This is a genomic window from Streptomyces sp. NPDC058665, assembly GCF_042714995.1.
In the GTDB taxonomy this organism is placed as follows: Bacteria; Actinomycetota; Actinomycetes; order Streptomycetales; family Streptomycetaceae; genus Streptomyces.
This window is the reverse complement of sequence record NZ_JBHXRX010000088.1, coordinates 1-12,179: the sequence shown is the minus strand read 5'-3', so window position 1 is coordinate 12,179 and position 12,179 is coordinate 1. Positions and strand designations below refer to the sequence as shown.

At 73.1% G+C, this 12,179-nt stretch carries 10 protein-coding genes; 8 read left to right on the top strand and 2 right to left on the bottom strand.

Annotation, left to right across the window (positions count from 1 at the left end; genetic code table 11):
* Window positions 1-31: 31 nt before the first annotated feature.
* Entirely contained in the window at window positions 32-2,224 is a 2,193-nt protein-coding gene (locus ACFWV8_RS34945; protein WP_384213875.1) for a primosomal protein N', read from the top strand.
* An 83-nt stretch (window positions 2,225-2,307) separates the two neighbouring features.
* Here the strand turns inward: ACFWV8_RS34945 and ACFWV8_RS34940 are convergent, their stop codons facing one another.
* On the bottom strand, window positions 2,308-2,844 hold the full coding sequence (locus ACFWV8_RS34940; RefSeq protein ID WP_384213874.1) for a hypothetical protein: 537 nt from the start codon (window positions 2,842-2,844) through the stop codon (window positions 2,308-2,310).
* Window positions 2,845-3,123: 279 nt separating this feature from the next.
* Here ACFWV8_RS34940 and fmt point away from each other — a divergent pair, with 279 nt between their 5' ends.
* From fmt to ACFWV8_RS34910, 6 genes are all read left to right on the top strand, one after another.
* Window positions 3,124-4,080, top strand: coding sequence for a methionyl-tRNA formyltransferase (fmt, locus tag ACFWV8_RS34935; RefSeq protein ID WP_384213872.1), 957 nt, complete (start codon window positions 3,124-3,126; stop codon window positions 4,078-4,080).
* Between the two features lie 82 nt (window positions 4,081-4,162).
* Window positions 4,163-5,596: an RsmB/NOP family class I SAM-dependent RNA methyltransferase gene (locus ACFWV8_RS34930; RefSeq protein WP_384213870.1), complete on the top strand. Its 1,434-nt coding sequence runs from the start codon at window positions 4,163-4,165 to the stop codon at window positions 5,594-5,596.
* Window positions 5,597-5,754: 158 nt separating this feature from the next.
* Complete coding sequence (rpe, locus tag ACFWV8_RS34925) at window positions 5,755-6,438, top strand: ribulose-phosphate 3-epimerase (RefSeq protein ID WP_384213868.1); 684 nt, start codon at window positions 5,755-5,757, stop codon at window positions 6,436-6,438.
* Between the two features lie 100 nt (window positions 6,439-6,538).
* Window positions 6,539-7,588, top strand: coding sequence for a sugar-binding transcriptional regulator (locus ACFWV8_RS34920; RefSeq protein WP_384213866.1), 1,050 nt, complete (start codon window positions 6,539-6,541; stop codon window positions 7,586-7,588).
* A gap of 226 nt (window positions 7,589-7,814) precedes the next feature.
* On the top strand, window positions 7,815-9,257 hold the full coding sequence (locus ACFWV8_RS34915) for a GuaB1 family IMP dehydrogenase-related protein (RefSeq protein ID WP_384213864.1): 1,443 nt from the start codon (window positions 7,815-7,817) through the stop codon (window positions 9,255-9,257).
* A gap of 289 nt (window positions 9,258-9,546) precedes the next feature.
* Complete coding sequence (locus ACFWV8_RS34910) at window positions 9,547-10,419, top strand: RNA polymerase sigma factor SigF (RefSeq protein ID WP_384213862.1); 873 nt, start codon at window positions 9,547-9,549, stop codon at window positions 10,417-10,419.
* On the opposite strand, the gene ACFWV8_RS34905 is transcribed toward ACFWV8_RS34910, so the two are convergent.
* Window positions 10,379-11,410 (bottom strand): GDSL-type esterase/lipase family protein, encoded by a 1,032-nt coding sequence (locus ACFWV8_RS34905; RefSeq protein WP_384213861.1) that lies wholly within the window; start codon window positions 11,408-11,410, stop codon window positions 10,379-10,381. The two genes, ACFWV8_RS34910 and ACFWV8_RS34905, sit on opposite strands and share 41 nt — an antisense overlap.
* 223 nt (window positions 11,411-11,633) lie before the next feature.
* Between ACFWV8_RS34905 and ACFWV8_RS34900 the strand changes: the two genes are divergently transcribed.
* Entirely contained in the window at window positions 11,634-12,089 is a 456-nt protein-coding gene (locus ACFWV8_RS34900; protein ID WP_078078353.1) for an Lrp/AsnC family transcriptional regulator, read from the top strand.
* Window positions 12,090-12,179: the final 90 nt, after the last annotated feature.

Sequence of the window (12,179 nt, the reverse complement as noted above, 5' to 3'; positions counted from 1 at the left end):
CGCCGGCGGGGGTCCCTCGTGACCAGCCCCGATGTCGGTGGTGTCTGGTAAGAATTTGGCTGTGAGCAGCGACGACGAGCATCCCGACGAGCAGGCCGAGGAGGAGTCCGCCGGGGACGGCGGGCCGGAGCAGCTCGCGCTCATCCGGGAGACCGTGCGGGCCGCCAAGGTGCCGAGGGCCAAGCCGCGGACATGGCGGGGGGCGCCGCTGGCGGGGGAGCTGCCCGTCGCGCGGGTCGTCGTGAACAAGGGCGTGCTGCATCTCGATCAGTTCTTCGACTACGCCGTGCCCGAGGAACTGGACGAGGCCGCGCAGCCGGGGGTGCGCGTGCGGGTGCGGTTCGGGGCCGGGGCGCACCAGGTGCGGGGCGGGCGGCGTGAGGGCGGGCGGCTGATCGACGGGTTCATCGTCGAGCGGCGGGCCGAGTCCGACTACTCGGGGCCGCTCGCCGCGCTGGCCGGTGTGGTGTCGCCGGAGCCGGTGCTCAGCCCCGAGCTGCTGGGGCTCTCGCGGGCGGTCGCCGACCGTTACGCGGGCAGCCTCGCCGACGTCCTGCAACTGGCGGTGCCGCCGAGGAACGCGCGCGCGGAGGCCAAGCCGTCGCCCGACCCGCTGCCCGCGCCGGCCCGGCCGGAGACCGGCACCTGGGAGCGGTACGCGAAGGGCCCGGCCTTCCTGGACGCGCTCGCCGACGGCGGCGCCCCGCGCGCGGTGTGGACCGCGCTGCCAGGACCGCACTGGGCGCAGGAGCTGGCGCGGGCCGTCGCGGCGGCACTCGCGTCCGGGCGCGGGGCCCTCGTCGTCGTCCCGGACGGCCGGGTGGCCGCCCGCGTCGACACCGCGCTCACGGAGCTGCTCGGCGAGGGACACCACGCGCTGCTCACCGCCGAGGCGGGGCCGCAGAAGCGGTACGGCCAGTGGCTCGCCGTCCGGCGCGGCTCGGTCCGGGCCGTGGTGGGGACCCGCGCGGCCATGTTCGCCCCCGTGCGGAATCTCGGGCTCGTCGCCATCTGGGACGACGGCGACTCCAGCCACAGCGAGCTCCACGCGCCGCAGCCGCACGCCCGGGAGGTCCTGCTGCTGCGCGCCGCCCACGACAGGTGCGCCTTCCTCCTGGGCAGTACCGGATGCACCGTGGAGGCGGCCCAACTGGTCGAGACCGGCTGGGCGTTGCCCATGACGGCGGACCGGGAGCGGTTCCGCACGGCCGCGCCCCTGGTGCGGACCGTCGGGGACGGCGAGCTGGCCCGTGACGAGGCCGCGCGCGCGGCCCGGCTGCCGAGCCTCGCCTGGCAGGCCGTCAGGGACGGGCTCAGGACGGGCCCGGTCCTCGTGCAGGTGCCCCGGCGCGGCTATGTGCCCCGGCTCGGCTGCGAGCGCTGCCGCGCGCCGGCCCGGTGCCGCCACTGCGCGGGCCCCCTGGAGGCGTCCGGGCAGCGGGAGTTGCACTGCGCGTGGTGCGGACGCGACGAGCCCGCCTGGCGCTGCGCGGAGTGCGGCGGTATGCGGCTGCGCGCCAGCGTCGTCGGGGCGCGGCGTACGGCCGAGGAGCTGGGCCGTGCTTTCCCGGCGGTCCCGGTGCGTACGTCGGGCCGCGACCATGTCCTCGACACCGTGCCCGGCCGCCCCGCGCTGGTGGTGAGCACGCCGGGCGCCGAGCCCGTCGCCGAGGACGGCTACGCGGCGGCGCTGCTCCTCGACGGCTGGGCGATGCTGGGGCGGCCCGACCTGCGCGCGGGGGAGGAGGCGCTACGGCGCTGGCTGCACGCCGCGTCGCTGGTCCGGGGCCAGGGCGACGGCGGCACGGTCGTGGTCGTGGCCGAGCCGACGCTGCGGCCCGTGCAGGCGCTCGTGCGGTGGGACCCCGTGGGCCACGCCCAGCGCGAGCTGGCCGAGCGGGCGGAGCTGGGTTTCCCCCCGGTGTCCCGGATGGCGGCGGTGTCCGGCAGGCCCGACGCGGTGGCCGCGTTCCTCGGCCTCGCCGAACTGCCGCCCGACGCCGAGGTCCTGGGGCCCGTGGCGCTGCCGGTCACGGACCCGGCCCGGCCCCGTACGACCGGCGCCCCGCCCCCCGGCGAGGTGTGGGAGCGCGCGCTGCTGCGGGTGCCCCCGGGCAGCGGCGCGGCGCTGGCGGCGGCCCTCAAGTCGGCCCAGGCGAGCCGCATGGCACGCGGTGGCGGCGACCCGGTGCGGATCCGGATCGATCCCCCGGACATCGGCTGACGGGCGGACGGTCCGTTCCCGGGCGCCGGACCTGCCGCCCGTACAGCAGGTCCGGCGCCCGGGAACCAACCGGCGTGCAGGAGTCAGCCGTTGCGGGGACCCGGGAACGCCCCCGGGCGGGCCTCCTCGCGCAGCGGCTGCGCGGCGGTCGCCGACGGTTGCGGGGGCATCGACCGGGCCGCGGGCACGGCCGGTACGGCGCCCTGCGCCGGGGGGCCCATCGGCTGCGCGGTGTCCTGCGGCCGGTCCCCCTGGGCGGCGGCCTGCTGGGCCGCGCGCCTCGTACCGTAACGGCGGTGCACCGCCTGCTTGGTGACGCCGAGCGCCGAGCCGACCGCGTCCCACGAGAAGCCCAGCGAGCGATCGAAGTCCACGGCCGCCGTCACCAGGCTCTCGACACTGTCCCGCAGTTCCTGCGCGAGACGGACGGTCGGGGCCGGCGCCCGGCCGTAGACGACGAAGCCCGTGGAGGGGCCCGAGCGGCGCGGGCGGTAGACGTTGCCCAACTGGGCTGTGAGAGTGCGCAACGCGTCCACCTGCCGGCGGACGCGCTCGATGTCCCGCACCAACAGGTGCAGATTAGCTCGGGCTTGTGCGTCGTGGGTTGCGTGGTCGGCCATGAACAAGCCTCTCGAACCGGCGTTGAAACGGATCGGGCCGCACCGGGCGGCCCGCTTCTGGTCAATCTCCCTTGACAACGCGCCACCCGCCGATGTGGTCACGCTGCGGGGGCGTATACGCACAACCGCGGTGCGCGCGGGCTCCCGTACGCCCCCATCCGTCCGGCCGCGTGAAGGCCCATAGACTGGTGCGCTGTCCGTCATCGCCCGCGCCCGGTGCCCGCCGCCCCCGCGCGCCCGACGGACCGTGAGCGCACGAGAGAGCGAGGAAGTCCCGCAGTGAAGCTCGTCTTCGCAGGCACCCCCGAGGTCGCCGTACCCGCCCTGGACGCACTGATCGCCTCGGACCGGCACGAGGTCGCCGCCGTCGTGACCCGCCCCGACGCGCCCTCGGGACGGGGCCGCAGGCTCGTCGCCAGCCCCGTCGCCGAGCGCGCCGAAGAGGCGGGCATCGAGATCCTGCGGCCCGCCCGGCCCCGCGACGAGGCGTTCCTGACCCGGCTGCGCGAGATCGCGCCCGACTGCTGCCCCGTCGTCGCCTACGGGGCGCTGCTGCCCCGTGTCGCGCTCGACGTCCCGGTCCACGGCTGGGTGAATCTGCACTTCTCGCTGCTGCCCGCGTGGCGCGGCGCCGCCCCTGTGCAGCACGCGGTCATGGCCGGTGACGAGACGACCGGCGCCGCCACCTTCCTCATCGAGGAGGGCCTGGACTCGGGTCCGGTCTACGGCGTGATCACCGAGGACGTACGGCCCACCGACACCAGCGGCGACCTGCTGACCCGGCTCGCCTTCGCCGGCGCCGGGCTGCTCGCCGCGACCATGGACGGCATCGAGGACGGCACCCTCAAGGCCGTACCGCAGCCCGCCGACGGCATCACCCTCGCTCCCAAGCTCACCGTCGAGGACGCGCGGGTCGACTGGGCGGCGCCCGCGCTGCGCGTCGACCGCGTCGTACGCGGCTGCACCCCCGCGCCCGGCGCCTGGACGGTCTTCCGCGGTGAACGGCTCAAGCTCATCCAGCTCGCGCCGGTGACCGACCGCACCGACCTCGCGCCCGGGGAGCCCGCTGTCGGCAAGAACTCCGTGCACGTCGGTACCGGCTCGTACGCCGTCGAACTGCTCTGGGTCCAGCCGCAGGGCAAGAAGCCCATGCGGGCCGCCGACTGGGCGCGCGGCGTCCGGATCTCGGCCGGCGAACGGCTCGGCGCGGCCGAGGGCGCCGCGGACGTACGCTGAAGGAGTTCCGCGCCCACGCGCGGCACCTTCGACCCACACGCGCGGCACTTTCGCGGAGCACCTTTCCCACTGCGGAGCACCTTTGAACGAGCAGGCCCGTCGCCGTCCCCCCAAGCCCTACCGGCGTCCCAAGAAGGATCCCGTGCGGATCCTCGCCTTCGAGGCACTGCGGGCCGTCGACGAACGCGCCGCCTACGCCAACCTCGTCCTGCCGCCCCTTCTCAAGAAGGCCAGGGAGGCGGGCGACTTCGACACCCGTGACGCGGCGCTCGCGACCGAGCTGGTCTACGGCACACTCCGCCGCCAGGGCACCTACGACGCGATCATCTCCGCCTGTGTCGACCGGCCGCTGCGCCAGGTCGACCCGCCCGTGCTCGACGTACTCACCCTCGGCGCACACCAGTTGCTCGGCACCCGCATCCCCACCCACGCCGCAGTGTCGGCGAGCGTGGAGCTGGCCCGCGTGGTGCTCGGCGACGGGCGCGCGAAGTTCGTCAACGCCGTCCTGCGGAAGATCGCCAAGGACGACCTCGACACCTGGGTGGAGCGCGTCGCGCCGCCGTACGACGAGGACGCCGAGGACCATCTCGCCGTCGTCCACTCGCACCCCCGCTGGGTCGTCTCGGCGCTCTGGGACGCGCTCGGCGGCGGCCGGGCAGGCATCGAGGACCTGCTGGAGGCGGACAACGACCGGCCCGAGGTGACGCTTGTCGCGCGCCCCGGCCGGATCTCACCCGGCGAACTGCTCGACACCCTGGGCGAGGACTCCGGACTGCCCGGACGCTGGTCCCCCTACGCGGTCCGGCTCACCGAGGGCGGCGAGCCCGGCGCCATCGACGCCGTACGCGAGGGACGGGCGGGAGTCCAGGACGAGGGCAGCCAGCTCGTCGCCGTCGCGCTCGCCAACGCACCGCTGGAAGGCACCGACGAGCGGTGGCTCGACGGCTGCGCCGGCCCCGGCGGCAAGGCGGCGCTGCTCGGCGCGCTGGCCGCCGAGCGCGGCGCGTGGCTGCTCGCCTCCGAGAAGCAGCCGCACCGGGCGCGCCTCGTCGAGCGCGCGCTCGCCGGCAACCCCGGCCCGTACCAGGTGATCAGCGCCGACGGCACCCGCCCGCCGTGGCGGCCCGGTGTCTTCGACCGCGTCCTGGTCGACGTCCCCTGCACCGGACTCGGCGCCCTGCGCCGCCGCCCCGAGGCCCGCTGGCGGCGCCGCCCCGAGGACCTGGACGGCTTCGCGCCGCTCCAGCGGTCACTGCTGCGCGAGGCGCTGAACGCCGTGCGCGTGGGCGGAGTCGTCGGATACGCCACCTGCTCCCCGCACCCCGCGGAGACACGTGCCGTCGTGGAGGACGTCCTGAAGGGCCGGGGCGGCCCCAGGGCCGAGGCCGAGTGGGTCGACGCCCGGCCGCTGATGCCCGGTGTCGCGGCGCTGGGGGACGGACCCGACGTCCAGCTGTGGCCACATGTGCACGGCACGGACGCGATGTATCTGGCGCTGCTGCGCCGTACGGCCTGAGAGGAGTCCGGCCGCGGGGTCGTATCGGCACGCCACCGGCCGCATTCGCCCCGCCCGGCACGCTGAATCGCGAGGTTTGCGCGGTGTGTGCCCGTCCCCGTGGCCCGATGCCGGACATCGGGGCGGGGAACCCGTCCGGAGCATGGCAGGCTTGGCACATGGCCCAGATCAACCCCAGCATCCTGTCCGCCGATTTCGCACGTCTGGCCGAAGAGGCGCGAGCCGTCGAAGGCGCCGACTGGCTCCACGTCGATGTCATGGACAACCACTTCGTGCCCAATCTGACCCTCGGTGTGCCGGTCGTCGAAGCGCTCGCCCGAGCGACGCGGACCCCGCTGGACTGCCATCTGATGATCGAGGAGCCCGACCGCTGGGCGCCGCGGTACGTCGAGGCGGGCGCCGGTTCGGTCACCTTCCATGTGGAGGCCGCGGCGGCCCCCGTACGTCTCGCGCGCGAGATCCGCGCCAAGGGCGCGCGCGCGTCGATGGCGCTGAAGCCCGCGACGCCGATCGAGCCGTACGAGGACCTGCTTCCCGAGCTCGACATGCTGCTGATCATGACCGTGGAGCCGGGCTTCGGCGGTCAGGCCTTCCTGGACATCATGCTGCCCAAGATCCGCCGTACCAGGGAGCTGATCTCCAAGCACGGTCTGGAGCTCTGGCTCCAGGTCGACGGTGGTGTCTCGGCCGAAACCGTCGAACGGTGCGCCGAGGCGGGCGCCGACGTCTTCGTCGCCGGTTCCGCGGTGTACGGGGCGGACGACCCCGCCGCGGCCGTACGGATGCTGCGCCGCCAGGCCGACGAGGCGACCGCGTCGGCCGGCTGGGCATGCGTCCACTGAGCCACAACTTCACGCGGCCACCTGGCCACGGCTGAATGAACGCCGCCCGACCGGGCTGATCAAGGACCGCCGAATCTGACAGGATGAGAGCGCGTCCAGTATGAACAGCAGTGAGGAGATCGCAGTGGCTGGAATGTCGGCGGGTCGGCCGGCCCTGCGCATGGGACCCGCGGAACTGGTGCAGGCGGCGGCCATGGCCCGGCGCTTCTATCTGGAGGGCAAGTCCAAGATCCAGATCGCCGAGGAGTTCGGCGTCAGCCGCTTCAAGGTGGCCCGGGTCCTGGAGACCGCCCTCGAACGTGACCTCGTGCGGATCGAGATCCGCGTCCCCGCCGAACTGGACGCCGAGCGCTCCGACGCCCTGCGCGCCCGCTACGGCCTGCGGCACGCCGTCGTCGTGGAGTCGCCCGCCGAGACCGCCGACGAGTCGCCCGACCCCGAGAACCTCGGCGAGGTCGCCGCCGACCTCCTCGGTGAACTGGTCGTCGAGGGCGACATCCTCGGTCTCGCCTGGGGCCGCTCCACCATCCACATGGCCGCCGCCCTCGACCGTCTGCCGCCCTGCACCGTCGTCCAGCTGACCGGCGTGTACGACGCGGGCACCGCCGAGCGCGGCTCGGTCGAGGCCGTACGGCGCGCCGCCCAGGTCTCCGGCGGCGAGGCCCACCCCATCTACGCCCCGATGCTGCTGCCCGACCCGGCGACGGCGGCGGCGCTGCGCGGCCAGCCCGGTATCGCCCGCGCCTTCGAGTACTTCGACAAGGTCACCGTCGCGGCCGTCTCCATCGGCTCCTGGGAGGCGGGGATCTCCACGGTCCACGACATGCTCACCGACGAGGAGCGCTCGCACTACGCGTCCCTCGGCGTCGAGGCCGAGATGTCCGCGCACCTCTTCGACGCGGAGGGCCGACGGGTCGGACGCGACCTCGGCGAGCGGTGCATCACTGTCGAGACCGACCGGCTGCGCCGGATCCCGGAGGTCGTCGCGATCGCCGGCGGCCAGCGCAAGGGCGCGGCCATCGGCTCAGTCCTGAGGTCCGGACTCGTCACGAGCCTGGTCACCGACACCGCCGCCGCCGACTTCCTGCTGAACGACTTCGCGCCGGGACCGCGCCCGGCCCTGGACCGCGCGGACCCGGACGGCGAGTGAGCGCGCGGCCGGGGAGCCGGGACCGGACCACCGGCTCGCGGCTCCCTCGGCCGAAGCTACGAACGGCTCCCGCGCAGGTCGGCCGATGGTACGGAAAGCACTCCGCCGGTTCGCCAGAAGCGCCTGCCATCGGCGATGATGATGGAGGAGCCGCAGCCGGGACCGTCACCGGTCGGGGCTGACTCCCCACCCGCCCTTCCGTACAACCGCAGGTGAGAGAGTCGGTATGCGTTTCCTCAATGATCTGAAGCCGCCGTACGACCTGACGTACGACGATGTGTTCATGGTGCCGAGCCGCTCGGCCGTCGGCTCCCGGCAGGGCGTGGACCTCGCCGCGCCCGACGGCACCGGTACCACCATCCCGCTCGTCGTCGCCAACATGACGGCCATCGCGGGCCGCCGGATGGCGGAGACCGTCGCCAGACGCGGTGGTCTGGTCGTCATCCCCCAGGACATTCCGATCGAGGTCGTCACCGACGTCGTCTCCTGGGTCAAGACCCGGCATCTCGTGCTCGACACCCCGATCGTCCTCGCGCCGGCGCAGACCGTGGGCGACGCCCTGTCCCTGCTGCCCAAGCGGGCGCACGGCGCGGGGGTCGTGGTGGACCACGACCGGCGTCCCGTCGGGGTCGTCACCGAGCACGACCTGACCGGGGTCGACCGTTTCACCCAGCTCTCCGAGGTCATGTCGAAGGACCTGCTCCTCATCGACGCGGACATCGACCCGAGCGAGGCGTTCGACAGGCTCGACGACGCCAACCGCAAGCTGGCCCCGGCCGTCGACACCGAGGGCCGGCTGGTCGGCATCCTCACCCGTAAGGCCGCGCTGCGCGCCACGCTCTACACCCCGGCCACCGACACGAACGGCCGGCTCCGGATCGCCGCGGCCGTCGGCATAAACGGCGATGTCGCGGGCAAGGCGGGGCAACTCCTCGACGCGGGCGTCGACACACTCGTGGTCGACACCGCGCACGGCCACCAGGAGTCGATGCTCACGGCGATCAGGGCCGTGCGGGCGCTCGACCCGAAGGTGCCCGTCGTCGCGGGCAACATCGTGGCCGCCGAGGGCGTGCGCGATCTCGTCGAGGCGGGCGCGGACATCATCAAGGTCGGTGTCGGGCCCGGCGCCATGTGCACCACCCGCATGATGACCGGTGTGGGCCGGCCGCAGTTCTCCGCCGTGCTGGAGTGCGCCGCCGAGGCGAAGAAGTACGGCAAGCACGTCTGGGCCGACGGCGGGGTCCGCCACCCGCGCGATGTCGCGATGGCGCTGGCCGCCGGCGCGTCGAACGTCATGATCGGTTCCTGGTTCGCCGGTACGTACGAATCGCCGGGCGACCTCCAGCAGGCCGCCGACGGACGGCTCTACAAGGAGTCGTTCGGCATGGCGTCGGCGCGCGCCGTCCGGAACCGTACGAGCGAGGAGTCGGCGTACGACCGGGCCCGCAAGGCGCTCTTCGAGGAGGGCATCTCGACCTCGCGGATGTTCCTCGATCCGGGGCGGCCGGGTGTCGAGGACCTGATCGACTCGATCATCGCCGGGGTCCGGTCCGCGTGCACCTACGCGGGGGCGAACTCGCTGGAGGAGTTCGCGGAGAAGTCGATCGTCGGGGTGCAGAGCGCGGCGGGCTACGCGGAGGGCAAGCCGCTCCACGCGAGCTGGAGTTAGGGTCTGTCGTTTGGATCAGGCCGGATCAGGGAGCGGGTCTGGTGCGTGCGATCGCAAGGCGGAGGAGGGAGACATGGCGGAGCCATGGCGACCGACGACAACGCGGCGGCGTGCGTGCCAGGGCTCGCGAGCCCGGCAAGATCCAAACGACGGACCCTAGGGTCTCCTGCCGATCAAACCCGAGGCTCCTGACCGGGATTGGCATATCCCGGTCACGAACCTTTGGACATGAGCCGGTTGGGGCTGGGTACACGGGCTGTGCACTGTCCAACGAATTGGGGAGGACACAGTGGCCACGGCGAGCACAGTCCCGACCGACACGACTCGGTACGGAACCCACCAGGCCGATATGGCGGAATTGGGGCTTCCGTATGTGGAATGCCCGGGAGATGTGGCGCCCAGGGACGCACGCGAGATCTCACGGGTCTTCTTCGTCCGGCTGGCGGAGCTGGAGGAGGGCACCCACGAGCACAGTTACGTCCGTAACACCCTGATCGAACTCAACCTGGCCCTCGTGCGGTACGCGGCGACCCGCTTCCGGAACCGCTCGGACCAGATGGAGGACATCGTCCAGGTCGGCACCATCGGTCTCATCAAGGCGATCGACCGCTTCGAGCTCAGCCGCGAGGTGGAGTTCGCGACGTTCGCCGTCCCGTACATCGTCGGTGAGATCAAGCGCTTCTTCCGTGACACGAGCTGGGCCGTCCATGTGCCGCGCAGGCTCCAGGAGTTGCGGATCGACCTGGCGAAGGCGACGGACGAGCTGTCGCAGCGGCTGGACCGGGCTCCCACGACGGCCGAACTCGCCGAGCACCTTGACCTCGAACAGACCGAGGTCATCGAAGGCGTCGTCGCGAGCAACGGCTACACGGCCGGTTCGATCGACATGCCCGCCGACGACAGCGTGGAGTCCTCGTCGCCGCTCTCCGACCGACTCGGCGCGCCCGACGCGCAGTTGGAGGTGGCGGAGAACGTACAGGCGCTCAAGCCGCTGATCGACGAGCTCGACGACCGCGAGAAGTGGATTCTCCAGATGAGGTTCGGCGCGGAGATGACGCAGTCGGAGATCGGGCTGGAGCTCGGTGTCTCGCAGATGCATGTGTCGCGACTGCTGTCCCGGATCACCGGACGGTTGCGGGAGGGTCTGCTGGCCGTCGAATGACCGGCCGCACACAGTCCGCTTCACGCAGGGCGGTCGAGACCGCCCCGGCGATGAGCGCGTGCCCGCTGTCGTTCGGATGCACGCCGTCCACCAGATGCTCCGTCCGGAGCAGACCTCGGCCCGGCAGCAGCAGAAGCCGGTCGTCGCCCGCCGCTACGACGTCCCGTACGGCCTCCTCCATGGCCGCGCGGAGCCCGGTCAGCGTCGCCCCGAGCGCGTTGCCGCCGTGCTCGGCGTCCGGCCGCAGCACGGGCGAGAGAACCAGCAGCGGCGTGGCCGGATGCCCGTCGCGTACGACACCGAGGAACGCGCGCGTCGTCTCGTACAGCAGCGGCGCCGAGTACGGCACCCCGAACCAGCAGTTGGTGCCGAAGGCGAGAGTGATCAGATCGGCGGGGAGCGCGGCGATGTGGGAAGCGGTGGCGAGTTCGCCCCGGGCGGCGCCCGCGTAACCGAGGTTGACCGTGTCCAGTCCGAGCGCCCGGCCCGCGACGGCGGGCCAGGAGCGCGCGGGGCGCGTCGAGGACCACCCCTCGGTGATGGAGTCGCCGTGGACGACCCAGCGCGCGCGTTTCGGCGCGGGGACCAGGGAACCGCCGACCGGCCGTACGCCCAGGATCTCGGGCGCGTGCCCCTCGGGGAGATGGACGGTGAACGGGCCCGGGGACGCGGGCAGTTCGATACGCGCCACCTGCTCGTGCGCGGGCTCGCTGAACGTCTCGCCGACGAGGCGCTGACCCTCCCAGAGGGCGAAGCAGTGGGCGAGTTCCGTCAGCGGGTCCCCCGGCTCGGGGACAGTCGCGCGGTAGCGGACGTTCACAGCCTTCGCGCCGTCCGAGGCGAACTCCAGACGCACCCCGATCGGCAGGAGCGCGCGCCTGGTGATGTCCCACGACAGTTGCGACATGTCGGAGGGGTCCGCGCGCACCACCCGGCCGCCGTCCATCCAGCCCACGCCGCGCAGGAAGGGTGCGGGGTCCAGCCAGCTCATCGTGCTCCTCGGTCCTGGTCGTCGTCCCGGAGGGCGGGTTCGCCTCCGACGTCATAGGTGCCCCGTCGAACGCCCGGAATGTTCCGCCGTCCGGCCATGGCGCGGACCGGCCGGGTGAGCACGGGTGCGACCGTCCGCCTCATGGTCTACTTCGGAGGCGGGGCACGCCCCGCCTCCGGCCGGCCACGGCGACCACCACCCGCAGAGAAGTGATCCGCCCGCAGTGCGACTGAACAAGCTCGACGAACGCATCGTGCACGCCCTCGCCGAGGACGCCCGCCGCTCCTTCGCGGACATCGGCTCCGAGGTCGGCCTCTCGGCGCCCGCCGTGAAACGGCGGGTGGACCGGCTGCGCGCCGAAGGCGCCATCACGGGCTTCACCGTGCGGGTGGACCCGGCGGCGCTCGGCTGGGAGACCGAGGGATTCGTCGAGATCTACTGCCGCCACAAGACGTCGCCCGAGGACATCCGGCGGGGCCTCTCGCGCTACCCGGAGGTGGTGTCCGCGTCGACCGTCACGGGCGACGCCGACGCCGTGGTCCAGGTCTTCGCTTCCGACATGCGCCACTTCGAGCGGGTGCTCGAACAGATCGCGGGAGAGCCGTACGTGGAACGGACGAAGTCGGTCCTGGTGCTCTCACCGCTGCTGAGGCGTTTCTCGTCGGGCGCGCCGGGCTAGGGCGTGTTTTAGAAGTAGCGTCGTCCGCCCATTGGGCGGGGCCCACGGCGTCTGGTGCGTGCGATCGCAAGGCGGAGGATCAACCCCGTA

What these genes read in the sequence shown, in the direction of transcription:
- ACFWV8_RS34945 (WP_384213875.1), top strand. Translation starts at nt 32, where the DNA reads ATGTCGGTGGTGTCTGGTAAGAATTTGGCTGTGAGCAGCGACGACGAG.
- ACFWV8_RS34940 (WP_384213874.1), bottom strand. Translation starts at nt 2,844, where the DNA reads ATGGCCGACCACGCAACCCACGACGCACAAGCCCGAGCTAATCTGCAC.
- rpe (WP_384213868.1), top strand. Translation starts at nt 5,755, where the DNA reads ATGGCCCAGATCAACCCCAGCATCCTGTCCGCCGATTTCGCACGTCTG.
- ACFWV8_RS34920 (WP_384213866.1), top strand. Translation starts at nt 6,539, where the DNA reads ATGAACAGCAGTGAGGAGATCGCAGTGGCTGGAATGTCGGCGGGTCGG.
- ACFWV8_RS34915 (WP_384213864.1), top strand. Translation starts at nt 7,815, where the DNA reads ATGCGTTTCCTCAATGATCTGAAGCCGCCGTACGACCTGACGTACGAC.
- ACFWV8_RS34905 (WP_384213861.1), bottom strand. Translation starts at nt 11,410, where the DNA reads ATGAGCTGGCTGGACCCCGCACCCTTCCTGCGCGGCGTGGGCTGGATG.